This window comes from Paenibacillus sp. NRS-1760, from assembly GCF_050467785.1.
In the GTDB taxonomy this organism is placed as follows: Bacteria; Bacillota; Bacilli; order Paenibacillales; family Paenibacillaceae; genus Pristimantibacillus.
Window position 1 is genome coordinate 17,855 of sequence record NZ_JBITPK010000022.1, and the last position, 24,290, is coordinate 42,144.

Here is a 24,290-nt window from a genome sequence, read left to right on the forward strand (position 1 = left end):
GCTCAACGAATCTATTTTTGTTTGAATAGCAAGAACATAATTGTCACTGCGTGTGAATAAAAAATATAGCTTTTTAATTTTAGATACTCAACTTTCGCAGCTTAAATCTATGAATAATCCCTTGATGTAGCTAGGCAAACCGAGGATTCACTCACGGAAATCCGGCAGAAAGTGCACGCTGTAACAAGTCTACGACAGCATCCGGTTTACGGGTGAGTGCCTCCAGACTACGCTTATATCCATGACTGCGTTTGTAAATATGTTCCTTCATTTCGCAAATTCGATTCACCAGTTTGGCAGAAGAAAGCATGACGAAGTCAATTGGAGCAAAACTAAACCCATCTGACCAACCAAGTGTTAGCATGGCAAATCCCTTGGTGAAGCGTCCAGTCTTGTGGTCGAATACACGAGCTAGCAGCTCGGCTTTCTTACTCCGATTAAGGTTTAAAACGGAATCGTCGATAATGAAAACACGCTAGAAAAACGTGTTTTTGCCTGTTCAGACAAGGACTCTTGGTGTAACATATGAATTACATCACCTTCTTTGTTTGCATGGTTGCTCGACACTTCCATGATACCGAACAAAGAGGGTGTTTTTCTGTCAAGACGTGCAATATATCCCTAATATTCCTTGTAACCATAAGGGTTATCTAGTATTTCGCAGGTGCGAAAGTTGAGTTAATAATATGAGAAGAACATGATTTTAGTAACGTGACCAGGTGTATGCATTAACAGGGATGCGTTTTCGCGCTCATTCCGAGTACACTTGTCTGCCTGAAGATGGAGTTGTAGCTTAGGAACTTCCGCCATACAGCTTGCCAAGTATTATGGGGCAGAAGTTACCGGTGTGTGCAGTACCACAAATGTAGAAATGATGAAATTTCTGGGAGCCGATAAGGTCATCGAGAACGGGACATACTTGACAGTTGAAGGGCAAGGGATCGCAAAGGTGAGTTCGAAGGATCTAGTTTTCCTCAAAGAGCTTATGGAGACGGGGAAAATAAAATCAGTCATAAATATGCTATCCGTTGGAACAAATTCCTGAGGCTCACAGGTATGTAGAAAAAGGGCACAAAAAAGGAAATGTCGTCATCACCGTGGAACATGCTAACACAACTTAACGAAGATCTGCGCCCTATTTAACATGTTCGGATATATGCTGGTTTGACGTCTTTCTGGTACTCTACATGAGAGGAGGGAGCGACTCCACGGATTAACTTCCATGGTTCTGGTCGCACATATGCTATGTTGTTACAAACGTATATTCCGCAAGCTCCTTTATCAAGTTTTGTAGATTACTTCTGGTATTTCGAAGGATATAGTCCACCTCATTCGAAGGAGCTATCGCTGCCTGATGGTTCGATAGAAGTTGTAATCAACCTGCGTGAAGATAAGATAAAATTGTTTGACCGAGCATATAAGGACCCGTTGCAGACATATGGCAGCTCTGTTATTTGCGGGCCGCATTCCGAATATTTCATCATTGATACTTCCACAGAGACCACGGTCTTGGGCATACATTTCAAACCGGGTGGTATTTATCCATTTCTTAAAATGCCTGTGAATGAACTACATAATAGGCATGTTTCCTTGGATACACTGTGGGGAGTCAGAGCCCGTGATCTGCGCGAGATGTTGCTTCAATCGGAACTTTTGGTCGATAAATTTCGAATACTTGAAGAAAGTCTGATAAAGCTAGCCTCCCGACCGCTGATACGACATCCGGCTGTAAGTTTCGCACTTACCGAGTTTCAGAGCTTGCCTCATACTAGACCCCTCTCGGATGTAATCGGACAAATCGGTTTAAGCCAAAGGAGGTTTATCCAGGTTTTTAAAGAAGAAGTGGGGTTAACTCCCAAGCTCTTCTGTCGACTTCGCCGCTTTCAGGAGGTATTGAATAGAATAGACCGAGCCAAGAGCGTCAATTGGTTGGATGTCGCTATCGCTTGCGGTTATTATGATCAGATGCATTTTATTAAGGATTTTCAAGCGTTCTCCAGTCTTAATCCTACAGATTATTTCTCAATGCAAGGCAGGCATCACAATCATGTTGCGATCCACAGTTAAATCTTTATTCAATCGCAGACGATGTTATATCAATCGGTCAATAATTAAATATAGGGTCAATTTTTTACTATACCCTTATTTGGAGAACGGTTAGGATATTTATATGAGGCGGGAACAGTCCACATGATTGCATCTAGCGATATTGCATAGCTCATCATTCGGGAAAAAGGAAGGTGGAAATAAATGATTAATGCAACTCCATTCCTATGGATCAAGAATACTGCGGAGGCGATTGAGTTCTATAAGAAGGCTTTCGATGCGGTAGAGATTTACCGTTTGACAGAGCCTGGTGGCAAAGTGGCTCATGCTGAAATTACAATCGGCGGAGCCAAAATATCACTCGCAGGTGAATATCCTGATTACGGTATTCTGGGGCCGGAAACTTTGGGCAATACAACGGTTGGTGTCCAACTTCAAGTCGACAATGCGGATAAGCTGTTCCAGCAGGCAATTGCGGCTGGAGCGACAAGTGTTAATCAGATGACGGATCAATTCTATGGTGACCGTGCGGGAAGTGTGAAGGATCCGTTCGGACATTATTGGATGATTTATACGACTATTGAAATCGTGAGCCCGGAGGAAATGCAGAAGCGATTCCTCGCTATGTTTGAGAGTTAGCTGATCAGTGCAATGATTGCTTTGACTACATGCAAGCAAGTTAAAGGTCATGTTGCTGTGGATGCTTGGGGTATTGATTTTGATCACTTAAATGCAGCTGACCTGATATGCAAACAAATGGTTCAAGCAGCTGAAGCGAGTGGAGCTACGATTCTTTCGGTCCAATCCAAGCAATTCGAACCACAGGGCGCCACGGTTCTTATTCTTTTATCTGAGAGTCACATGTCCATTCACACCTATCTGGAAAAAGGCTTTGCAGCGCTGGATTGCTACACGTGTGGAGAAACTGTCGATCCTCAAGTAGCTATTCAAGCCATGATTGACTTCTTACAACCGAATTCAACTTCACAAGCAAGCACATCAAGAGGCATGGGTGCGCTGCATGTTCGTATTTCGGATGAGGCAGATGCCTTGGATGCTGCGGAGTCGAGAAAGTAGTGGATATTCGTACTTATTCTGGATCGATACAGCTTGCGTAATGTACTCTAACAGCGGTTAATGCTGTTGGAGTTTTTTTGTTTTGGGTAAAGGATAAACAAAACTTGCCTCTTATTTCTGAATCTGGTGATTGACACGGAACGATGATGCCTTATTTTGATGAACATGCTCTTAAAATGAAAACTCGCGGAACGTGGATTCGGTATATGGTAGGAAATCGCCCGAATAGAGGGAAAACGTAGGAATAAATGATCTACGATCCCCGAAAAGCATATGTAAGTGAATTTATTGTTTACAAATGCTAATTTTGTGGACACGATAATAGTTTCGTTGTTTTATTTGTTCTGGGTTTTACTCCCTTGATTATTTGAAAAATAGTGTCTTTAAACTATTTATTAAACGCGAATAAACAAACCTTCGAACAGTCGAGAATCTGAACTCTCGTATTCCCCCGTGTTCCCTTGACTGAAATAGGGTATCTATCTTAGTCAAGGGCGTTATTCGAACGAGTAAGGAACTTAACGATTTAACGAACCGCTGCTCGGCAGAATGTCCGCACTCACGACTCGTTCCCGGCTGGAATATGTTTTCCCTGCTTCCCGCAGTACCAGTAATCCAGTGAATAAGGACACGCCGCCTATAATGATTAGCAGTGCTCCGAGCTCCTGACTGTAGGCTGTTAGCGCTCCATCCCGAAACGCCATCCCGCGTATGAGGCGGTTAAGCCAGTTCATTGGCAATACCCATGCAAAAATTTGAAATGGCTCTGGGAAAGCAAGCGGAGTCAGTTGAATTCCAGTTGCAAGAAATGAAGGATACAATACGAAGCTGGTTCGCAAATTGACTTTAGACAAATCTTTGGCAGAATAGCCGATCAACAGCCCCATAAGTGACAATGCAAAGGCATAAACAAGCAATGGGATAATAAAAAGATAAGGTTCCGCTTCAAACCGCATTCCCCCCACCTGCTTCAGTAATCCATAACATAAGAGCAGCGAAAGGGCGGTCATGACCGCGTAAGGAACACTGCGAATCCAAAGCTGCAAGGGCGACTTTCCGTTTGCAAAGAGCTTCCCTTCCTGACGCAAACGAGGCGCAATAGAGCCCGCTGCGCTTGTTGTAATCATGAGAACCACAATGTTTACAAAACCAAGCACCATAAAGCCGACATAGCTTGTGGTTGGATTAAACAGCATCCGCTGCTGAAGAGACAACGGAGAAACAACGCCTCTAGCGGTTTCGGCGTCCATCCCTTTTTGAACCAGACGGGACATAGAAAGGGTCATATTTTCCGTTACGATGACTTCCTGAATCGCTGTCCGAATGCCGGTTAACCCTGAGGGCATCGTGTTATCCATTAAAATGCCGATATTCGTTGATATGCCCTGCTGCTGAAGCTGCTGAAGCTGCTTAGGTAGCATGATGACCGCTACAGCCTGCTCATTTGCAAGCATTATTTCCGGGCTCAGGCGGCTCGCGTACACATTTGTAACTTTCATGTAGGGGGAAGCATTTATTTTCGAGATCAGCTGCCGCGAATACGAGCTGTGATCCTCATCAATGACTACAACAGGCGATTCACTAATTTGGTTATGCGAGAACATTAAACCAAAAAATAAGGCCGCAACAAGCGGACCAATAAAGATTAAACGCAAATACTTACTGCCCGATACGTACCTCCATTCGTCAATCAGCGATTTCATCAAGTCTCACCTCCGCCGTCATCCCCGGAAGCAAATCAGCATTTGAATCCACAGCTATTCGGACAAGAAACATACTTAAATCTGCTTGCCCTTTTTCACGTGACATGCGCAGGTTTGCAAATTGAGGAGCCGCTGAAATCGAAGTCACAATACCAGTCACCTGTGCGGGATCATCCAAATACGGAAAATGAATACCAATGCTTTGATCAACCTGAAGCTTCTGGATTTCACTTTCCTGTATGTAGAGATCTGTATAATAGTTGTTTTTTTGCAAAACCGCCATAGGCGCTCCTTGTTTTACTTGATCCCCCGGCTTAACCGGAATCCTGCTGATCAACCCGTCATCTAGTGCAAGCACATCTTCTTCTCCTTCTTCAGCTAATTTAACCTTGAATAACACATCACCCCGTTTTACCCAGTCACCCGCAGCCACACCCACCTCTACAATCGAACCTGGACTTTTCTGATAAAACAGGGTCGTTTGCTCCGCCTCAAGCACACCTTGTTTCCTCATCTCAGCCAGACTGACAGCATCCTTTCCTTTAACAACAAGAAGTGAACCTCCAACGATCAGCGCAATCGCAATCCCAATATAAAAACCAACTTTTATTTTCATTCCTCAATCTCTCCCATTCTCTATTCGCAGTTAAATCTGCTGCTCTTTTTTTACCTTCATCGTTTTTCTAACCGCGTTTTCGGCAGCCTCCATAATTACTTCTCCCAATGTCGGATGGGGATGAATGGTCAAAGCCAAATCCTCCACGGTTGCCCCCATCTCGATAGCAAGGCCAAGCTCTGATACGAGTGTTGAAGCCTCCACGCCAACGATTTGTGCACCGATCACGATTCCTGAGGCAGAGTCCGCTAAAATTTTTACAAACCCTTCAGTCTCCCTCAATGCCAGAGCTCTTCCATTGATTGCAAAAGAAGCTTTGCCAATAACAATCGGAATGGACTTAGCTTTTGCTTCCGTTTCATTTAAACCAACGCTGGCCAGCTCTGGATGAGAAAAAACGACGAGCGGAATGGCTTTATAATTAACCTCAGAGGCATGACCAGCAATGGCTTCTGCCGCAATTTTTGCTTCGTAAGAAGCCTTATGGGCGAGTGCCGGACCAGCCGTAATATCTCCAATGGCAAAAATATTAGGAATAACCGTTCTGCACTGTTCGTCTGTCTCAATCAGTCCCCTGCCCGTCACGGGCAAGCCTATGTTCGCAAGCCCTAAATGACCGTCTGTATTTGGTTTTCTGCCGATAGTGACTAACACATACTCCGCTGTAACCTCATGTTGCTCCTTATTTTTTAAATAATGCAGTGTAATTGAATCAGCATGCTGCACCACTTTCTGTGCTGTCGCCCCAGTAATCATTTGTATACCATCGGCTTTCAACTGCCGAACCACAGGAATCGCGAGTTCTGCCTCGAAGCCCGGCAGCACTTGTTCTCCTCCTTCTAGAATCGATACCTTTGTTCCAAATTTGGCATACATTTGGCCGAGTTCGATCCCGATATAACCGCCGCCAATAACGACCAAGCTGGTCGGAACTTCAGGGAGCGACAGCGCTTCTGTGGAAGATAAAATCCGTCCTCCAACCGGAAATGCTTGCAGCTCAATCGGACGAGATCCCGTTGCCAATATGGCGTTTTCAAAAGAAATGGTTTGCTCTCGGCCGCTTTGCTGAATAATTGCTGTATGTTTATCAACCAGTCTGGCCTCTCCCTCCAAAATGCTCACACCAGCAGTCTTTAATAAATAGCCAACTCCTCCTGCCTGCTTTTTCACAATTCCCTGCTTGAAATGCTGCGCAATTTCAAATGCTGCTGCCGCATCCGCATGATTGAACTGCCTGAGCAAATCATAGCGATGCGATTCTGCAATTAATGCTTTGGATGGAATACAGCCAACATGCGTGCAGACCCCGCCGAGCTGACTGCGTTCCACAATCGCCGTCTTCATTCCAAGCTGTGAAGAACGAAGCGCCGCCACATAACCTCCCGGACCTGATCCAATGACCAATGTTTCTACGGATTCGAGCTTACTCATTTCCTGATCCCTCCTGATGTAACCATTTAAAATATGATGACCGCAATATATTATAACCATCATATTTTAAAACCGTCAACAGCCGTATTAACCCCTTCCGCTAGCTAACCGTTGCTAACTCTCTCAATTGACACTCTATATTATGACGACTATAATATTTTAAAGATAGAATTATGAAGCTGTGGAGTGATTACAATACCGTATCCCAAAGGTCATAAGATGAAAGTGCGGAATAAGATCGTTGAAAGTGCTGCCCAAGCTTTTCGCACGAAGGGCATACTCGATGTAAGTGTTCCGTTCATTATGAAGGGGGCAGGACTTACGCATGGAGGGTTTTATTCACACTTTGACAACAAAGAACAGCTGGTCGCCGAAGCCTGCCGGTATGCGATCAGCGATACCATAGCCATTTTGCAGAATGCTGCTGATCAGGAGAAGCAAAATCCCAAAATCAATAGTGTCATCGATTATTATTTAAGTCCGTATCACCGCGACAAAACAGAGATGGGCTGCATTCTTCCTGCTCTTTCTGGCGAAATTTCCCGTTCTTCCGAAGAGGTCCGGCAGGTATTCACCCACGAACTGGAGCGGATGATTGCTTTTATTTCCAATCTAGCGGAAATTGACACAACCAAGGGCAGCGCACTGATCAGTACAATGGTCGGCACTCTTGTTCTTGCACGGTCTGTTCACGATCCAGAACTGAGCGCTACTCTTCTTTCGGCAGGCAAGCAGTACGCCAAAGAGCTGGTTAGAGCTTAGTATTGCCCGTGGCATGTCCAATAAATAAAAAATAAGGCGTCACAGAAATAAATCTCTGTAACGCCATTTTTTCAATATTCACATGATTTCTTAAGCAAATCATGTTATCTTTGGGACATTCTCTTCTGTGTGATTGGTGGAGCCTAGCAATTAGAATAATGTTCTTTCTCTGATCTAACCCATTCAATCAAACCATTCCTTGCGGGATAGGTTTCTTCATAATCAGATTTATCCTTCAGAAGCTGGAGTCCCTTTAACGTTAATTTTGCTGGTTTTAGCGAATAGGCGTCGCCCACTCTCAATACTCTTTCTAGGTACCCTTGTTTCTCAAGAAAACGGATCATATTATCGAATTCATAGTCTAATAGGCCATAGTCCTTCCCATTAGGCATAAAATCTTTTCTATGAATTTCCCTAAGGATACTGTATCCGCCTCTCATTCTCACCTCTCCAATCTTATGAGTAATTATTGTATTCTCCCACATATAAATGCCTATCCCATACAACTAAGTAACCAGTTCTAATTCTTTTGCACGCGCAATGGCCTGACTGCGCCGTTTCACGCCTAATTTTCCGTATAGATGGAATACATAACTTTTCACGGTGCTTTCCTTTAATCCAAAACGATAGGCGATTTCCTTATTTGACAATCCATCGGTTAAAGCATACAAAATCTCTGCTTCACGATTTGTCAGCAGTTCAACTAGCGGCTGTGGCTCTGCAGTATTGTCAGCGTTATCTAATGGACTGTACTCCGAATCGCTACTAGAAGCAGACGCACTGCTTTGAATTAGGAATTCCTCTGACGATTTCAAATAAACCATCCGTGCAATCATAAGATCCAGCACTTCCAGTATCTCCTTCGTAAATACATCGGAGAACAGATTATTCTCCAAATAAAGAACAGATTTCAATGATGTTCCTGGAAAGGAAACCGGCATACAAAGAACAGACTGAGACTTACTGCGAGTGATATAGGGATCAGCTGCGTATGAACTGCGTGAAGCATTTGCAAGCACGACCGAATCACCTGTCTTAACCACATAACGGACGATAGCCTCCGCGTACGAAACCTCTCCATCACTCTCATTTCTAGTGCCAGCATGATCTGCAATGGTGAAAATCTCTTCATGGCTCTCCAGCACATATCCCTTTTCCGCACCGGAATACCGAAGTGCCGACTCCAGGAATTGGCTCATTACATTAGAGTCATCTGCCTTTCTTGACCAATCTGTAATTTGCCGTATAAACGCCTTTTCATCAACGAACATTGGCGTGGTTTCATGGATAGTGCTTACTTGTCCAATTTCCTCAGTGGCAGCCACGCTTTCTGTTTGTAGTTCCGCCATAGCTAATTTCAGCTTGGAATTTGACTCCATCAGTCTTTTTGCTTTAGCAGTTGCACCCCATCTTGAATAAGCAGCGCAGGCATCTGCAATCAGAACATCCGCTCCGGTAATACTCCCAGCTTCCCTATAGAAGATTGAAGCACGCTCACAAGAAATAGCCTCCATTAGCCCATTTCCTTCTCTTCGAGCTTCTCGGGTCGCTCCCTCAAATCCTTTGGCTGCATTCACTCGGTCACCATCAATACGGTGGAGCTCAGCTGTTATGAGCAAATATGCTGAAGATTCATTCCCGTAATATCCCGTCCATTGCCTCATGCTGCGCAATTGCTTGTTAAGCTTTGCACGAATGCCCTTTTGCTCATCCACCGCTGCCTCCGCATACATGGCAGCAAGCGTCAGGGAATGGTAAATATGCTGTTTGCGCACTTGCATCCGGGTTTGACGATACGTGTTGAATTTGCCCTTCTCTACCCATTCCAGGGCATCGTGATATCGTCCGAACAAATAAGCAATTTCAATCTGGCTGGTACAAGTATAATAAACCTCATTATTCAGCTTCTCCTCGAATCGATCCTTCAGCAACGGCACTACGACTTCATCGTATTCGCCCGCTCCATCCTGCATTTGTGCCACATACCACCTCGCAATGCGAAAGACATTAACTGTGACTTCATCCAGCAGCTGCTGTGAAATTTCTTCATAATTCGAAATCCGAGCAGTAAGTGTATGCAAATCACCGGTATGAGTGGTCGTAGAGGTTAGCATAGCGATACTTACATAAGACAGATTAATTGATTCCATCCCATAATAAATCGATTGTTCAAAATGCTTGGCGCTTGCTTCAGGATTCTGCTGCAGCCCAACAAGCCCCTTAATATAGTGCAGTCTGCTTCGCAAATCCGAGCTTTCAAAGGAGGCTGATAGCTTAAATGCCAAATCTATATATTGGGGTCCCGTATGGTAGAAAGAAATTTTAAAAATAATCATGCCATAGCCAGCAAGCATAAAAGCGAACGCTTCGTTGCTTCCATGCTTTAGAGCGTAGCGAATGAACCTCGAGAAAAGTACAGCAGACAGTTCAAGGCTTAATGTAAATACAGAAGAAGATATCGCCATGACCAAGTCCGACAAGGCTTTATACTCAGGATTACGATTAATCGGTAAATTCATAATCTCATGCCGCATACTAAATAATGCACCTTGCGTCATGATCAATTCCTTTACGATGACAGCTTTAGAGGGCTTACTGGAAAAAATCCAGCCAAATTCCGCCAGCGCCTGCTTTCCAATATGGACAGCAAGCTCGTCATTCTTCAAGTACGAATACATGGCTATGCGTTTCAGGTAAATCTGAGAGCGCTCCACCAAGTCCGTAGTACAGGACATCAATTGTTCGAGCAGAGCTTCTGCCTTGTCTATGCGACGGCACATAAATTCACATTCAGGCAGCTCCAGCATCAGACGATAGGCTAGTGAGCTCGTACTCCTCCAATCACCCCCCGCAAGCTGCAAGCCTTTTTCAAAAAAGTGCAGAGCAGCCGCAAATGCTGTTGCTGCCTTCGATTTCAAACCGGCCTGATAATTATATTCAGCTAGCTCCATCTTTTCTGCTTCATTTACCAGCTTATCGCTGCCCATATTCAAGTGATACACCACATCATAAATGGAGTGTTCACGCTCTTCTAATGAATGGTCGCGTAGCACACGGCCGATGGTCAGATGCAAGCTCGCTTTTTCCGCTTCGGCAATAGTCATATAAGCTGCCTGCTGCACACGGTCATGCATAAATGTATAATAACCTTCATCCGCTGCTGCATCATCCATTTCAATTTCTCTACTTAATAAACCCTCTTCCTCTACTAAACGTAAAAGCTGAAGTGTATGAAGCGGAGAGCGGCCGCTTACTAAAGCGATCGTAGAGGAATGAAAACGATGACCAATCGCAGCACCTATGGCAAGCAGCTCAACCATATCCGGTGAAAGCATACGAATACGGGTCCCGATTAAATGAAGAATGTCAGGATGTTCCGGTATTTGTGCAACTGCCGCACCATCCCAATTCCAAATCGCAGCTTCCTCATCATAATAAAGCTTATTCTCACGATACAGGCTGTCTAGAAGACGATGTACGAATAGTGGATTACCGCCTGTTCGATGATATAGCACCTCTGCAAGTGTTCGTACACGAGCCGAATTTTCGTTAAGAACATGCGAAAGAACTTGCCTTACATCCAAATAGGTCAGCGCTTCGAGGGCGATATGCTGTACAGGTATGGATGAGCTTGCATGCTGCAAGTTAAGTGTGTTCTCCATCCATACGGCTGCTTCACCTTGATTTGCTCCGTTGTCCGAGCAGCCAGAAGCCGTTTCCACTCTGAACGTTCCTAGTACTAGTAAGTTTAGTCGATTGGGAGCATGGGCAAGCGAACGAAGGACATCCAACGTAGCTGAGTCTGCCCATTGTAGATCGTCTAGAAAAATAAGGAGAGGATGTTCCTTTTCAGCAAATATATTCATAAAAAGAGGAATCAAGCGATGAAACCGAATAGCCGCTTCAGCAGGAGGCAGCGGCTCCACAGACGGAAGTTCGCCAAAAAGCTTAGCTGCTTCTGGCAGCAGCTGTACGATAACAGCTGCTCCTTGACCTAATGCCTCTTCCAACTGCAACTTCAGCTTTGCCATTCGTTCAGGGGACTGGCTGTATATTTGCCGAATCAAGCTCCGCAGAGCCTGCAAGAGCGGCGAGAGAGGAACGTCACGATTCATCAGATCACATTTCCCTCCAATGAACAGACTGCCTTCTTTTCTAGCCAGCACCTGAAACTCTCGAATAAGCGCGGTTTTTCCACTGCCTGCACTTCCGCTAACGAATACGAACGAAGACACGCCGGCTTGCGCCTGTTGCAAAACCTCGCGGAGCGCCCTTCCTTCCATTTCACGACCAAAAAGAGTTTTTGGAAGCTGAAACCGACTAGCCTCATCGACACGAGCGATTTCGAAAGGGATGATCTCTCCTTTTTTCTCCATAGAAGAAGCACAGCTTTTCAAATCAAACAACAATCCAAAAGCACTCTGATAGCGGTCTTCTGGCCTCTTCGACAACAGCTTCATAATTATATTTTCGAGAGAATCCTCCAGCTCCAAACGCACCTCACGCAAAGGCATTGGCACAATCGCAAGATGGGCATGCAGCCATTCTTCCCTATTCTGAGCTTGAAAGGGCAGACGACCTGCGAGCATGTGATAAAATATCATGCCTATTGCATACAAATCGCTTCGTTCGTCAGCTTTACGATTGATTCTGCCTGTTTGTTCAGGAGATAGGTAGGCGTAATCTATTATTCTTTCGTCTGTGAGCACAACACTATTTATTTCCGATTGAATGAGTATCCCTGCTGGATTCAAATGACCGATCAGTAGGTTTTGCTTATGAGCCTTATGTACGGATTCAGTCAGCGCGATCGCTATATGTAAAAAGGAAGATGTATCCATTTTATTTCCGTTCAGCAAATCCTTTAACTTAACATTATTTGCAAGCAACATGTTATCCAGTCCTCCATCTTATCCGTGCAATGCTACTTTGCCAAAACGTTAAAGGCTATTCCACAGTTTATCACTGTTCAGTCAAGTAATGAATAAGAATTACAAATAGGTCTGGTTGCCAATAAAAGAGCCCCAGAGAGTAGTCTCTGAGGCTCCAATCTGTTAAACCTGATGGCTATAAACGAAAGCACAAAAAGCCTCTTTCAGCGTTAGGAAGAGGCTCATTCTTCTGTTATCCGATATAAAAATAAAAGTATTGGCTGAAACTGGGACTAACCTTATAATAACGAATAGAGGTTTCCTCATAGCCTCTTAACACAAGCTAGTATCTTATAAAAATAAGGGGATTTTAATGGCACAATTAGCAAAAAGACCATATTTGCCTGCGCTAGACATTTTTAGAGCATTCGGTATTTTAGCGGTCATCATGATTCATGCAACATCAGCGGTCGTAGCTAACTACGATCACAAGGCTACGCTATATCCTCTTTATGTCTTTCTAAACACATTTACCAAATTCGCAGTGCCCGTCTTCATCTTTCTAAGCGGCTTCGTCCTGTTTTACAACTACTACAACAAACCCTTCACAGCAACAGCAATTGGGCAGTTTTACAAAAAACGAATATCTAAAGTATTGATTCCTTTTATCTTATTTTCGTTCCTCTATTTCGCCTTTACGAGACTGGCAGCTTACGGATTTAGTGACCTGCAGACCTTTATCGGTTACTTTACAACGACTAAATTTCTCAAAATGCTTATTTTTGGCAAAACCTATGTACATCTTTATTTTGTCGTTATTATTATTCAATTTTATGCAATATCACCACTAATGCTGTACGCCGTTAATCGGTTTCGAAAATCCAGCCGGCATATCGTCTGGATAGGTTTGCTGGTGCAATGGTTATTTATTTTTATCATCGTCCGGGAATATCATGTGATTAGCCCCGGCAGCTATGCGTTTACGTATATGCTTTATTTTACGGCAGGTGCGTTTATCGGTATTTATTATGAGAAATTCGCTGAATGGATTAATCTCACTAGAAAAAACGCTACGCCGGCAAAAATTGCAGCATCGCTTGTGCTGTGGGCACTATTCTTATCGTCAAATATGACTATGGTCTACTTTTATTACGAGAAACGGTTAACTGGGCTATCTGTTATAAACACAAGTCTATTAGAACTGATAGATGAGGTGCGTTGCGTTACGGCTGCTATTGTGCTGCTTCAAGTTTCCTTCTGGATTTATACATCATGGAACAAAATGGTCGTCAAAGCTCTTATACATATCGGTGCCACATCCTTTGGCATATATTTGGTCCATCCATTAATTCTGTATCTATACCGCCAGACGAATGCCAGCGGCTCTCCAATTCTGTTCCATGTTTGGGTGGCCGGCGGCTTCCTGCTCGCACTCGCTATTCCTTGGGCTATCATGGCACTAAGCGCACCATTCAAATGGCACTGGCTGCTGTTTGGTCCGCTTCCAACTAAGAAGAAACAGCCTGCTTCTCCAATACAGCCAAGTATTCAAGGATAATAAAAAAAAGAGCCGTTCGATCGCTTCCAAAGTAAGCGCGGACGGCTCTTCTATTAAATTGCTTCCTTCATTTCCGTTTCTGATTTCGCATCCGCTTTAATCTCCCGCTGCTCATCATTTAGCTCATATAATAATTGCCCGTTTGCATCATAGGCATACACCTTATTCATCCTGGAAGCCGACTGCTCTTTAGTAGAGCTGCGAATAGAACGCCCAGCAAGATATACCCCGTCTTTCATAAGCGCATCCTGCTCATATCCATCCCACCATGCAATTTGCACCCTGCTTATATTCGGATCATTCAGTTGACCAACAGCATAATAATGACGATACTTGCCAAAAGTAGACATCCCCATCCGAAAGCTGAGTAAGATTTGCGGGTCCAGCTTCATTCCAAATCCACCGCCGCGGAAGCTCCAAAAAAGTCCAAGCGAACGTTTCACGAACAATTGATGTTGGAGCTCATGTTTATGATCAACGATTAGCAAAAGCTCATAGCCTTGGCCTGTCTTTGCTTTTAAGGAAATTGGAGCGTAAGGAGACTCCATCATATCCAGTGCACGCTGTGCTACTTTCTCCACACGAATAGAGCTTTGTGAGAAAAGCGCAGCATAGATGATGGAGCAAGCCAGAAGAATCAATAACCAACGGATCAAGTGACCGAAAACTATTTTCGTAGATGACTGCATTAGTCTGCCTTCCCCTCCTCAAGTGGTATATAAAAGGAAAAGGATTCGCCATAAGCTTCATTAAATACGGTGACGCTTTTCAGATTAGGCGGCACGTTAGTAAACGTAAATTGACCATTTGATCGATAAAGCCGCATGGATGCACCTGAAGATTGATACTGAAGCACCTCATTGGCATCTGTTTTTATTTGAATGGTATTAGGCAGTTGCGGCACCGAAAAAAAACGTTTTGAAGATAAATAAACAGTCAGCTTCCCTTCCCCATAAACAACGCCGTCAATACTTATCTCTTTGTTGAAATAGGTTTGCTTATCTGCATCCACCTTATAATAAAAACCCTTCTTCTTAGCCTCGCTCAGCTCAGCATTATGATCAAACAAATCAATTGAAGGAAGCGCAAAAAGCAGCGAAAAACCTCCAATAACAATAAGCAGCACCCACTCTACCCTTCGTAATATTTTTCTCATTCCAACCTCCTTTTGATTAAAATACTATAAGTTGATTACTTTTAATAAGCTACTTTAATTTTTATACTGTATATGCTATTATAGACCTACTTCATACGATTTGAGCTTGTAGCAGCCTTAATGCTCGTTGGTTACATTTTCCAATATTGTACATGATATAGACGTAAAGGACTATGCTTTAGGTGCAGTTTATTTAAAGCAATCAAGTATCACAACCATATATACTTCAAGGAGGATTAATCATGTCGACATTTTTGGATGAACAAATTTCACTGGGAGAAGTAAAGCTTAAGGTAAGCAATCTCGAGCGCTCAATCCTTTTTTATACGGAAGTTGTCGGGCTAAAGGTTTTGCAGCATGATGAAATGCATCGTGTTGCAGCGTTCACTGCTGATGGGAAACATACGCTGCTCATTCTAGAGGAAGTACCGAATGCCGTTGTGCCGCAAAAACGCTCTCATGCTGGTTTGTACCATTTTGCAATTCTGCTGCCGGATCGTCGCTCCTTATCGCTTGCGCTCCGCAACTTGATCACAAGCGGCATTCATATTGGGCAGGCCGATCATTTGGTAAGCGAGGCGCTTTATATTTCAGATCCGGATCATAACGGCATCGAAATTTACGCGGATCGTCCGCGTGAAGAGTGGAAGCGAGATGCCGAGGGCAATTATGTGATGGCAACAGACCCGCTTGATTGGGAAGATCTGCTTGCTCAGAGTGATGGTTTGGAATGGAGCGGTCTCCCGCAAGGAACCGTTATTGGACATATCCATCTTCACGTAGGCGACCTTAGGAAGTCGCGCGCGTTTTATGAAGGCAAGCTAGGCTTTGATGTTGTTGGCGATTATGCGCAAATGGCTGCTGTATTCGTCTCGGCTGGCGGATACCATCACCATATCGGCATGAACATTTGGGCAGGCGCAGGTGCTACCTTGCCGTCAGCCAATACGGTTGGCTTATCTTATTATACGATTGTTTTCCCAACTTCAACTTCTCGTGAAGCTTGGCTCGAGCATCTGCGCAGCGACGGTGTTGAAGCTGCGGAGCAAGGAAACGCGTTCGTTGTACATGACGCTTCCGGCATTGCTATTCACGCGACTGTAAAATCGGATTAATTGTTTATTCTAGTGAGCAGAGCTGATTCAAATAACAAAGGCAGACTAGGACATCAAATCATGTCTTAGACTGCCTTTGGTTTGTTCACCCCTAAACTATCTTTTCATTAGGCGATTCATAAATCGTTCTGTATCTTTTATAAATCCATACTGTTCATACAATTCATGAGCATCATGCGTTCGCAGTATGCCGCCAATCCCTTCGAATTCTTTGGTAATGTATTCAACTAACTTCTTTCCGAGACCTCTACCTCTATATTCTTCATCAATAAAAACATCACACAAATAATAAATCGTTGCCCAATCCGTTACAATTCGAGCGAATCCAACCTGCCTTTTATTATCGTAGATGCCAAAACAAACTGAATTTTGAATGGATTTATGAATCGTTTCCGCTGGCCTTTGGTTTGCCCAATAACTCCTTGATAAAAATTTGCAAACGGTATCCATATCAATAAGTGACTTGTCATCACTAATTAGAAACTCTTTATATAGATGATTCAAGTTGATGGCCTCTTTTCATAATGTATTTTTATACATATAAATTAATATATATTCAGATTAATTTTATTTATATTTTTTGTCAATACAATGCAGGTTAACAGCTACTTCTGTAACCAGTCCATACCATCAACAAAGAAAAGAGGAACTGCATACCAGCAGTTCCTCAAATCGCACAAGAATTGAATTAGTCCATCGGAATGACCTTATCAAAAAATTCGACATCTTTTATTTCTTTATCATTGATAATGGGGGTAAATGGCTTCACAATCGTTATGGTGTTAGTTATAAGATCCCCCGAGGACATCCCCTTAAAAACAGCCGTTGTCTCCGATGTTCCATCTTTGTAATGTATGGTGATTGGATAATGATCCGCATACTCGTTTAACCCTATTTCCCGCGAGGAGCGGCTCGCTGCCTCAGAAATCTCTTTGGTATGCGCACTGTCTACTTTTATTGTAACGGAAATGGGCGAGATAGAAATGGATGATAGTGTTGCTTCGTAGTTATATAATGATATGCCTTGATCAATCTGATACGTTGTTGACATATCCTTATAGTCCAAATTGAATTTGATTTTCCATGAACCTGGATTTACTTTTTCAAATATATCGGGATAAACATCTGCCGCCTCTAAATTACTGAGCATCAAAGTAGCAGGACTTCCTGCGATTGTTCTATTCTTCGTTAAATAACTCATCATTAGACTGATTTTATTATCGCTTGGATTCTCATCGTCCAATAAGGTGTAACCGGTTGAAGAGCTATTTGAACTCATATGATCAAAACTTAAATGTGTCTCAAAACGATACCTTTTGGCATCTAGAACGGTACCTTCCGGCGCGGTGAAGTCCAAAAGAACATATATCAAATTGCTGTCTCCGATAATCTGTTTAACTTCAATGATTCCATTCTCGTTAACCGCTTTTTTGTTGACCAATTGAGCGCCGTTTTCCAAATATAGCTCCTGTTCGTCATTCGCCGGGTTTAGAAAGTTTAAAAATTTCATATCGAGGCCCATATAGCTTGCTGCAAAAGCAGTTGTCGTTAACAAACAGATCATAACCGCTGCTGCCAGCATCGCAGATCTTACATGTCTCCAGGATGCAGGTATTCTTTTGTCCACGGTTTCCGATTCAATTTTTACAATCATGTCGTGTAATAGTTTGTCCTTATGTTCCTTATTAGGCTTTATGGTTTCAAATATTCCCTTGAACTGGTTTTCCGTCAACATATATCCCTCCCAAATCATCCTTCAGGCGTGTTCGTCCTTTGGATAATTGTGTTTGCAGCGTGCTCTCTTTTCGATCTAGTAGTTTTGATATTTCTTTTACAGAATAATCCTCCACATAGTAGAGGTATAACACCGTTCTGTATTTTTCAGGAAGCCGCAGCAATTTCTCGAGTATATCCCTCTGCTGCTCATTGTTATCCCAGTAAGTTTTTTCCGACAAAACGTCTACATCAACCCTGCGAGATTTCCACCAGCTTTTTAATACGTCTTTACAAGTGTTTTTGGCCGTCACAATAAGCCATGCTTTTTCATGCTCGCGGTCATTAAAGGTTTTGTTGTGCTTGAATAGCTTTAAGAATACAGACTGAACAGCGTCATCCGCATCCATCGTATTTTTCAATAGGATGAAACATAATCTGTACACCATATCGATATTCCGCTCATACATTTCAGAAAACTCACTATGGGTACGACTTATAGATTGGTTGTCCATTTATTCACCTCCTATATAAAACACGAACGACCATTCAAAAATATCTTATAAGAACATTTTTTTATATGGCTTCATGAAATAAGAGCAGCCTGCCATACGGCAAACTGCTCCTTGTTCTTTATTTTATTAGAATTCAATCCATATTGGCAGTATTAAAAAAATGATTGTAACTACCACGCTTATAGCAAGCAGGAGCTCACCAATTCTTTTGCTGACGACTGCTCCAAAATCATGAATATGTCTTTTCGAAATTAATATTGTCGCTAACCAAAACGGCATGGAAGCTAAAAAGGGATAGTTGAAACCATCTGTGCCGTTTGAATATACTGCTAATCCCATTAGGTTAAAGAGATAGTGAGTTAAAATAAAACCATTCCCAAAATTATAATTTATTAAAAACCCTGAAAATAAAAAAAGTATAGAAAGTGATCCATAACCAAAAGGTTTTCTAACTGCCAAAATAGATCAACTCCTCCGCAGATACAATATCCATATTGTACCATATGAATTTATGTGAAGATATCTATTCTGGGAGTTTACCTGATCTAACAGGTCAATTAAATCAGCGTTTTGTAATAAAAAACCGTTGCATCTAAATTACCGTCTGCCGATCGTGCATAGCCAGGAATACGTCCGGCTTCAATGTACTCTAATGAAGTATACAGGATATTCGAAGGATCCCCCTCCCTCGTATCGAGAACTAACAATGTTCTGCCATCGTGTCTTGCTCGCCCTTCTGCCTTTTGCATAAGTAAACGTCCAATTCCTCTAAGACGATAGTTTGGATGAGTCATTAATTTTGCAATTTCCCCTCTATGTCCGCCATTTTGCTTCGTACATAGATGCAGCTGCACGCTCCCAACGATTCGATCATCGATTTTGGCAACGTATAAAATCACCTCTGGACTTAACACAGCCTCCCAATACATTACAGCATCAGAAAGCTTCATTGGGGGTAAAAAGCCAATTGAAGCACCATCTTCAACGACCTGCACCAACAGATCCGCCAGCCCGCTAACATGTTCTTCAATGGATTGTATTTGTTCAATTATCACATCATTAGCCATCCAAATCTCCTCCAAACCATGAGTATAGTTTAATAGTAATGAACGAAGTATAATTTGTATAACGAATTTATTTGATTATAATGATTCATATTTCAAATTAGTTGAGGTGCAGCTATGGATATTCCACAGTTAGAGGCTTTCTTATCGGTGTGCAAAATTCGCAATTTCACAAGGGCCGCAGAGTATTTGCATATCTCGCAATCTGCTGTTACAGCAAGAATAAAAGCGCTGGAACAGTCCGTCGGAAAGCCGCTGTTTCTACGTGATAACCGAAATGTAAGCTTAACGCAGGCAGGCATCCATTTCCTCCCTTATGCCGAGAGGATGCTGCTGCTGTTTGAAGAAAGCAAGATAACGTTATCCGAAGGATTAGAAAACTATATCGTCATGAGCGGTCCTGGCTCTGTTTGGCATTACTATTATTTGCAGCATATTGTTTCGTTTAGGCAAGCACACCCGAAGGTGGCTATTAAATTTCTGAGCTACATCGATTCCAGCTACATGATTCGTGATCTTTTACTCGATGGCGTTGTACAAGTAGCTATTCGATACGACCCTCTTGATCGCCCTAATGTTACTAAACATTTCCTATTTGAGGACGAAATTATTCTTGTTTCTTCTCAAAATAGTTCTAACTTGTTTACGAAAACAGACTTCTTTTCGGGACAATATTGTCACATCGAGTGGGGATATCCGTTTCCAGATTGGTTTCGCTCAATCGTTGGGGAAGGTTATCTGCCTACTTTTGAAACCGACCACTCCACCATAATGCTCACATTGCTTTTGCAAGGAGCAGGATTTGGCTTCCTTCCCCGATCTATTGCACAGCCTTTTCTAGATGATCACCGTTTATATGAACTGCGCTGCGAATTGCCTTTTCCAGTTACGAGGGCCTATGCTCTCTATTTAACAGACAATCGCGACCATCCAAGTGTAAAACTAGCCTTGCAATTGCTCGATGTTCCTCTAGCTTCGACAGGAGATTCAACACGCTGATCGTTTTCAAAATCTCCAAACCATTCCGGCCTCCGCCTTAAGACTGAGTCCGAAGCATGCTTAAGACGGTACTCTCATAAAATGGATACGGTTAAAATTATTGTAGCAGATCAATTAAATCGGAAACCTTACATTACAAAAACAAAGCGTATGCTTTCGAAGTGAGTTTTTGCTTCACAAAAACGAAGCGTATGCTTTCGAAGTGAGTTTTTGCTTCACAAAAACGAAGCGTATGCTTTCGATGTGAGTTTTTGCTTCACAAAAACTTTAGGAGGTTACATAATGCCCGTATTAGAAGTGCGTAATTTACAAAAGAGCTTTGGATCAGTCAGCGCTGTAGCCGGCATTAGCTTCACCGTCGAGGCTGGAGAAGTGTTCACCATCATCGGTCCAAACGGCGCAGGAAAAACGACTACGCTTGAAATGATTGAGGGGCTGCAAAATCCTGATTCCGGCCAAATCGAATTTGGTCCTCTAAATTGGACAAAAAACAGTGAACAAATCAAGGTGTCCATCGGTGTTCAGCCTCAGTCCAGCGCTTTGTTCGATTTATTGACGGTAGAAGAAAATTTAGATTTGTTCGCTACCTTTTATCCAAAATCCCGGCCAGCAGCAGAAGTGCTCGAAATGATTAATCTCACTGATCAGCGCAGCAAGCAGGTTAGGAAGCTCTCCGGCGGACAGAAACAACGGCTTGCCATCGGACTCGCCATGATTAATGACCCTACGATCATTTTTTTAGATGAGCCTACAACAGGACTAGATCCGCAGGCAAGACGGAATATATGGGACATTATTCTTAAGCTGAAGGAGCTAGGCAAAACAACCATCCTTACTACCCATTACATGGAAGAGGCCGAAAAGCTGAGTGACCGTGTATGCATTGTTGATCAAGGGAAAATCGTCACCTTAGATACTCCAGCTGCTTTAATTGATCGGCTCACGAAGGAACGAGAGGTCAGACTTACCTTTATTGATGGCGCTGAGGCAGCACTTGAGACTGAGAAAGTCGCTACACTCCACCATGCTGTCGTCCGTACGAATCGCGATGGCGCTTCGCTCCAGCTATGGACGACCCAGCCTGAAGAAACATTGTATGAGCTGTTTGGATTTACGAAGGATCGCGGTTTCCGCGTCGAGCAAATTTCTATTCGTGAAATGAGTCTGGAAGATGTATTCATTGCCTTCACCGGCAAGGAATGGAGGGATTAAGTTAAATGAACAGCACCAAACAATTTTCCAAAATGTTTAGCGCCCAGGTCAAAATGATGTTTCGCGAAAAACAAGTATGGTTTTGGAACATCTTTTTTCCGATCATACTAATGGTATTGTTTATGGTCATTTTTGGCGGAGGCTCATCCGATAGCTTTAAAGCTACAATTGCCGTTGTTGATTCACAGCCGAATGCCAATTCGAGCATGCTGCTTGAGCAGCTGCGCCAAATTCCAGTATTTGAGTTCAAAGAAGAGCAGCCGATCACGAAGGAAGCCGGCAATACGCTCATTGAAAAACAAGATATTGATGCACTCATTATTTTGCCTGAATCCGACAGCTCCACCACAATGCAGCTCGTTGTAAACAAAGCCAATGAGCAAGGAGCTACCACCCAGGCTATTGCCGGCATTTTGGATCAATTTATTCAACAGACGAATTGGACCGTTGCCAAAGCTACGCCAACATTCAGCTTAACTAGACAATCCATTTCGCAAGGCTCCGAGGATTTGAATTACGCAGACTTCCTGCTGACTGGCATGATCGGTCTAACACTCGCGCAGGGCGGTCTGTTCGGCATGGTCAGTCTAGTTGAGATGCGCAGAAAGGGACTGATGAAGCGGCTTCGCATGACGCCAGCCAAGATGGGCCTTTACGGGCTGGCAGGCGTAATTGTAAAGCTGTTGCTCGGCGTTTTTCAAATCATTATTTTAACATTGATTGGCGTATTCGGTTTTGGCGCAAATCTTCATATTAATGTATTAAGCTTAGTTATTGCTTTCTTTGCAGGCGCACTCGTATTTAATGCGATGGGTTATTTATTCTCTTCCTTCAGTAAATCTATAGAAGCTTATATGGGGATGTCCAACATTGCCAGCATGCTCATGATGTTTCTTAGCGGTGTATTTATCCCACTCGAAATCATGCCAAACTGGCTGCAGCCTATTGCACAAATTTTGCCGCTTACTTACTTCGTGGAGGGCATGCGGGATGGTCTCATCTACAATTCCGGGATCGTTTCAACCTCATTCTGGATCGGTATTGGCATTATGGTCACATGGGGTGTTGTATCCTTCTTAATCGGCTCCCAAGTGTATAAATCGAAATCAGCTGTTGAAGCAGCCTAGTCGTAAGCATAAGCTAAAAAATAGGGCTGTCACAAAAGTAGATCATCCTACTGAAGTGACAGCCCTATTTTACGATAATCGGATCTATACTTTGCAAGCAGAGTGCTTCAATTGCGATTTCTCGATCTGAATCGTTGAATGTTCAATTTGGAATCTGTCGGCCAGATGTTGAATTGCTTCCTGAAGAATGACTTGGCAATCCTTCTCATCCTCAACAATAAGATGGCAGCTTAAGGAGTCTATTCCCGAAGTTATTGTCCAAATATGAAGATCGTGAACGTCTTTGACACCTTGAATGTCTAGCAGTGCTTCTTTAACCTGCTCAGCATTCACATGAGCTGGCGTTCCCTCCATCAGAATATGAACGGTTGATTTAATCACTCCCCATGCGCTTCGCAAAATAAGAAGAGCAACCACTACACTAATGATTGGATCAGCGATATACCACGAAAATGAATACATCAAAATGCCGGCAATGATCGCGCCTACCGAACCAATGGCATCTCCGATGACATGAAGATATGCACTCCGAACATTTAGATTGTCCTTCACATCCGCCTTCCGCATAAGAAACCATGCACTTGCTATATTAGCCAGCAAACCGATACCAGCTATAATCATCATCGACCCGCTCGCGACGGTCGGCGGTTCACCGAACCGCTTGATTGCCTCCGCAATGATAAACGCGGCGATAACGAACAATGTAATGCCATTAAACAAGGCTGCCAATATTTCAAAACGATGAAATCCATAAGTGCGGTTAGAAGAAGCTGGACGCACGGCAATCCACATTGCTGCCAAGCTTAACGCCAGTGCAGCTGTGTCACTCAGCATATGCCCTGAATCAGACAATAGCGCCAACGAGTTCGTCACAAGTCCCCCTACAAATTCCAGAACCATAATACCCGCTGTGATAATAAGTGCGATCAGCAGCCCCGCTTTATTATTCGGAGCATGAGAATGTCCATGATGACCATGACCATGCGAGTGACCATGGTGATGACCGTGATGGCTGTGATTCCCATGCGAATGTTTAGCTGCGTTCTGTTCATGGTTATGGTCGCATCCTCCATCTCCATGATCATGTTGATGGTTTTCCGCAATGGCTGCTGATTTTAAATTTTCCCCTAGTTTCCCATCCTGTGATCCGTTCATAATTCTCTCCCCCAATCCATTCCAACAGACTTTATTAGTCTGCATCTAAACCAACTTTTTCATGAATGCAATCAAATTTCTATAACATATGAATACATGCTCATATGTTATTAAATTTATTATATGTAATTTATGCTAATGTTGCAACAACTTTTACGCACAAAAAAAGA

At 43.1% G+C, this 24,290-nt stretch carries 22 protein-coding genes and 2 pseudogenes; 10 read left to right on the forward strand and 14 right to left on the reverse strand.

Annotation, left to right across the window (positions count from 1 at the left end):
* Positions 1–157: 157 nt before the first annotated feature.
* A pseudogene (locus ACIFSR_RS32045) lies at positions 158–475 on the reverse strand (IS4 family transposase); the annotation flags it as partial.
* 238 nt (positions 476–713) lie between these two features.
* Between ACIFSR_RS32045 and ACIFSR_RS32050 the strand changes: the two are divergent.
* The 4 genes and pseudogenes from ACIFSR_RS32050 to speD all read left to right on the forward strand — a co-directional run.
* A pseudogene (locus tag ACIFSR_RS32050) lies at positions 714–1,121 on the forward strand (zinc-binding dehydrogenase); the annotation flags it as partial.
* Between the two features lie 124 nt (positions 1,122–1,245).
* A complete protein-coding gene (locus ACIFSR_RS32055; RefSeq protein WP_339204924.1) occupies positions 1,246–2,067 on the forward strand; it encodes a helix-turn-helix domain-containing protein in 822 nt (273 codons plus the stop codon).
* A 183-nt stretch (positions 2,068–2,250) separates the two neighbouring features.
* The gene (locus tag ACIFSR_RS32060; protein ID WP_430063219.1) at positions 2,251–2,685 is read left to right on the forward strand and encodes a VOC family protein; all 435 of its coding nucleotides are present in this window, start codon (positions 2,251–2,253) and stop codon (positions 2,683–2,685) included.
* Between the two features lie 12 nt (positions 2,686–2,697).
* Positions 2,698–3,123 carry an adenosylmethionine decarboxylase gene (speD, locus tag ACIFSR_RS32065; RefSeq protein WP_339204926.1) on the forward strand — a complete coding sequence of 142 codons (426 nt, stop codon included), beginning with the start codon at positions 2,698–2,700 and terminating at the stop codon, positions 3,121–3,123.
* Positions 3,124–3,641: 518 nt separating this feature from the next.
* On the opposite strand, the gene ACIFSR_RS32070 is transcribed toward speD, so the two are convergent.
* From ACIFSR_RS32070 to lpdA, 3 genes are read right to left on the reverse strand one after another with little or no spacing between them, the layout of a single operon-like run.
* Positions 3,642–4,826: an ABC transporter permease gene (locus ACIFSR_RS32070; protein ID WP_430063221.1), complete on the reverse strand. Its 1,185-nt coding sequence runs from the start codon at positions 4,824–4,826 to the stop codon at positions 3,642–3,644.
* The gene (locus ACIFSR_RS32075) at positions 4,810–5,442 is read right to left on the reverse strand and encodes an HlyD family efflux transporter periplasmic adaptor subunit (protein ID WP_339204928.1); all 633 of its coding nucleotides are present in this window, start codon (positions 5,440–5,442) and stop codon (positions 4,810–4,812) included. Before ACIFSR_RS32075 ends, ACIFSR_RS32070 begins: the two co-directional genes overlap by 17 nt.
* A 30-nt stretch (positions 5,443–5,472) precedes the next feature.
* Positions 5,473–6,873 carry a dihydrolipoyl dehydrogenase gene (lpdA, locus tag ACIFSR_RS32080; RefSeq protein ID WP_430063223.1) on the reverse strand — a complete coding sequence of 467 codons (1,401 nt, stop codon included), beginning with the start codon at positions 6,871–6,873 and terminating at the stop codon, positions 5,473–5,475.
* A gap of 195 nt (positions 6,874–7,068) precedes the next feature.
* Between lpdA and ACIFSR_RS32085 the strand changes: the two genes are divergently transcribed.
* Entirely contained in the window at positions 7,069–7,635 is a 567-nt protein-coding gene (locus ACIFSR_RS32085; RefSeq protein ID WP_339209751.1) for a TetR/AcrR family transcriptional regulator, read from the forward strand.
* A gap of 143 nt (positions 7,636–7,778) precedes the next feature.
* Here the strand turns inward: ACIFSR_RS32085 and ACIFSR_RS32090 are convergent, their stop codons facing one another.
* On the reverse strand, positions 7,779–8,120 hold the full coding sequence (locus ACIFSR_RS32090; RefSeq protein WP_430063225.1) for a hypothetical protein: 342 nt from the start codon (positions 8,118–8,120) through the stop codon (positions 7,779–7,781).
* Positions 8,121–8,141: 21 nt separating this feature from the next.
* Complete coding sequence (locus ACIFSR_RS32095; RefSeq protein WP_430063227.1) at positions 8,142–12,527, reverse strand: helix-turn-helix transcriptional regulator; 4,386 nt, start codon at positions 12,525–12,527, stop codon at positions 8,142–8,144.
* A 352-nt stretch (positions 12,528–12,879) separates the two neighbouring features.
* Between ACIFSR_RS32095 and ACIFSR_RS32100 the strand changes: the two genes are divergently transcribed.
* Positions 12,880–14,064 (forward strand): acyltransferase, encoded by a 1,185-nt coding sequence (locus ACIFSR_RS32100; RefSeq protein WP_430063229.1) that lies wholly within the window; start codon positions 12,880–12,882, stop codon positions 14,062–14,064.
* A gap of 53 nt (positions 14,065–14,117) precedes the next feature.
* Here ACIFSR_RS32100 and ACIFSR_RS32105 read toward each other — a convergent pair whose 3' ends face one another.
* Both ACIFSR_RS32105 and ACIFSR_RS32110 read right to left on the reverse strand, forming a co-directional pair.
* On the reverse strand, positions 14,118–14,753 hold the full coding sequence (locus ACIFSR_RS32105) for a hypothetical protein (protein WP_339204932.1): 636 nt from the start codon (positions 14,751–14,753) through the stop codon (positions 14,118–14,120).
* Positions 14,753–15,220, reverse strand: coding sequence for a hypothetical protein (locus ACIFSR_RS32110; protein WP_339204933.1), 468 nt, complete (start codon positions 15,218–15,220; stop codon positions 14,753–14,755). Before ACIFSR_RS32110 ends, ACIFSR_RS32105 begins: the two co-directional genes overlap by 1 nt.
* A 242-nt stretch (positions 15,221–15,462) precedes the next feature.
* Between ACIFSR_RS32110 and ACIFSR_RS32115 the strand changes: the two genes are divergently transcribed.
* Positions 15,463–16,335 (forward strand): VOC family protein, encoded by an 873-nt coding sequence (locus tag ACIFSR_RS32115; protein WP_430063232.1) that lies wholly within the window; start codon positions 15,463–15,465, stop codon positions 16,333–16,335.
* 96 nt (positions 16,336–16,431) lie between these two features.
* Here ACIFSR_RS32115 and ACIFSR_RS32120 read toward each other — a convergent pair whose 3' ends face one another.
* The 5 genes from ACIFSR_RS32120 to ACIFSR_RS32140 form a co-directional block, all read right to left on the reverse strand.
* Complete coding sequence (locus ACIFSR_RS32120; protein ID WP_430063234.1) at positions 16,432–16,839, reverse strand: GNAT family N-acetyltransferase; 408 nt, start codon at positions 16,837–16,839, stop codon at positions 16,432–16,434.
* 184 nt (positions 16,840–17,023) lie between these two features.
* A complete protein-coding gene (locus ACIFSR_RS32125; protein ID WP_430063236.1) occupies positions 17,024–18,070 on the reverse strand; it encodes a hypothetical protein in 1,047 nt (348 codons plus the stop codon).
* A complete protein-coding gene (locus ACIFSR_RS32130; protein WP_339204938.1) occupies positions 18,036–18,563 on the reverse strand; it encodes an RNA polymerase sigma factor in 528 nt (175 codons plus the stop codon). Before ACIFSR_RS32130 ends, ACIFSR_RS32125 begins: the two co-directional genes overlap by 35 nt.
* 126 nt (positions 18,564–18,689) lie before the next feature.
* Positions 18,690–19,022: a hypothetical protein gene (locus ACIFSR_RS32135; RefSeq protein WP_339204939.1), complete on the reverse strand. Its 333-nt coding sequence runs from the start codon at positions 19,020–19,022 to the stop codon at positions 18,690–18,692.
* A gap of 98 nt (positions 19,023–19,120) precedes the next feature.
* Complete coding sequence (locus tag ACIFSR_RS32140) at positions 19,121–19,630, reverse strand: GNAT family N-acetyltransferase (protein WP_339204940.1); 510 nt, start codon at positions 19,628–19,630, stop codon at positions 19,121–19,123.
* Between the two features lie 114 nt (positions 19,631–19,744).
* Here ACIFSR_RS32140 and ACIFSR_RS32145 point away from each other — a divergent pair, with 114 nt between their 5' ends.
* The 3 genes from ACIFSR_RS32145 to ACIFSR_RS32155 all read left to right on the forward strand — a co-directional run bounded on the left by ACIFSR_RS32145 (position 19,745) and on the right by ACIFSR_RS32155 (position 22,965).
* Positions 19,745–20,626, forward strand: a complete 882-nt coding sequence (locus ACIFSR_RS32145) for a LysR family transcriptional regulator (protein WP_339204942.1) — start codon at positions 19,745–19,747, stop codon at positions 20,624–20,626.
* Between the two features lie 282 nt (positions 20,627–20,908).
* Complete coding sequence (locus ACIFSR_RS32150) at positions 20,909–21,838, forward strand: ABC transporter ATP-binding protein (protein WP_339204943.1); 930 nt, start codon at positions 20,909–20,911, stop codon at positions 21,836–21,838.
* 5 nt (positions 21,839–21,843) lie between these two features.
* On the forward strand, positions 21,844–22,965 hold the full coding sequence (locus ACIFSR_RS32155; protein WP_339204944.1) for an ABC transporter permease: 1,122 nt from the start codon (positions 21,844–21,846) through the stop codon (positions 22,963–22,965).
* A gap of 84 nt (positions 22,966–23,049) precedes the next feature.
* On the opposite strand, the gene ACIFSR_RS32160 is transcribed toward ACIFSR_RS32155, so the two are convergent.
* Complete coding sequence (locus ACIFSR_RS32160) at positions 23,050–24,120, reverse strand: cation diffusion facilitator family transporter (protein ID WP_430063240.1); 1,071 nt, start codon at positions 24,118–24,120, stop codon at positions 23,050–23,052.
* Positions 24,121–24,290: the final 170 nt, after the last annotated feature.

Bases quoted from the DNA above. Each gene is read 5' to 3' on its own strand.
- ACIFSR_RS32055 (WP_339204924.1), top strand. From the start codon at position 1,246: ATGTTGTTACAAACGTATATTCCGCAAGCTCCTTTATCAAGTTTTGTA.
- ACIFSR_RS32060 (WP_430063219.1), top strand. From the start codon at position 2,251: ATGATTAATGCAACTCCATTCCTATGGATCAAGAATACTGCGGAGGCG.
- speD (WP_339204926.1), top strand. From the start codon at position 2,698: ATGATTGCTTTGACTACATGCAAGCAAGTTAAAGGTCATGTTGCTGTG.
- ACIFSR_RS32070 (WP_430063221.1), bottom strand. From the start codon at position 4,826: ATGAAATCGCTGATTGACGAATGGAGGTACGTATCGGGCAGTAAGTAT.
- ACIFSR_RS32075 (WP_339204928.1), bottom strand. From the start codon at position 5,442: ATGAAAATAAAAGTTGGTTTTTATATTGGGATTGCGATTGCGCTGATC.
- lpdA (WP_430063223.1), bottom strand. From the start codon at position 6,873: ATGAGTAAGCTCGAATCCGTAGAAACATTGGTCATTGGATCAGGTCCG.
- ACIFSR_RS32090 (WP_430063225.1), bottom strand. From the start codon at position 8,120: ATGTGGGAGAATACAATAATTACTCATAAGATTGGAGAGGTGAGAATG.
- ACIFSR_RS32095 (WP_430063227.1), bottom strand. From the start codon at position 12,527: ATGTTGCTTGCAAATAATGTTAAGTTAAAGGATTTGCTGAACGGAAAT.
- ACIFSR_RS32100 (WP_430063229.1), top strand. From the start codon at position 12,880: ATGGCACAATTAGCAAAAAGACCATATTTGCCTGCGCTAGACATTTTT.
- ACIFSR_RS32105 (WP_339204932.1), bottom strand. From the start codon at position 14,753: ATGCAGTCATCTACGAAAATAGTTTTCGGTCACTTGATCCGTTGGTTA.
- ACIFSR_RS32110 (WP_339204933.1), bottom strand. From the start codon at position 15,220: ATGAGAAAAATATTACGAAGGGTAGAGTGGGTGCTGCTTATTGTTATT.
- ACIFSR_RS32115 (WP_430063232.1), top strand. From the start codon at position 15,463: ATGTCGACATTTTTGGATGAACAAATTTCACTGGGAGAAGTAAAGCTT.
- ACIFSR_RS32125 (WP_430063236.1), bottom strand. From the start codon at position 18,070: ATGTTGACGGAAAACCAGTTCAAGGGAATATTTGAAACCATAAAGCCT.
- ACIFSR_RS32130 (WP_339204938.1), bottom strand. From the start codon at position 18,563: ATGGACAACCAATCTATAAGTCGTACCCATAGTGAGTTTTCTGAAATG.
- ACIFSR_RS32140 (WP_339204940.1), bottom strand. From the start codon at position 19,630: ATGGCTAATGATGTGATAATTGAACAAATACAATCCATTGAAGAACAT.
- ACIFSR_RS32145 (WP_339204942.1), top strand. From the start codon at position 19,745: ATGGATATTCCACAGTTAGAGGCTTTCTTATCGGTGTGCAAAATTCGC.
- ACIFSR_RS32150 (WP_339204943.1), top strand. From the start codon at position 20,909: ATGCCCGTATTAGAAGTGCGTAATTTACAAAAGAGCTTTGGATCAGTC.
- ACIFSR_RS32155 (WP_339204944.1), top strand. From the start codon at position 21,844: ATGAACAGCACCAAACAATTTTCCAAAATGTTTAGCGCCCAGGTCAAA.
- ACIFSR_RS32160 (WP_430063240.1), bottom strand. From the start codon at position 24,120: ATGAACGGATCACAGGATGGGAAACTAGGGGAAAATTTAAAATCAGCA.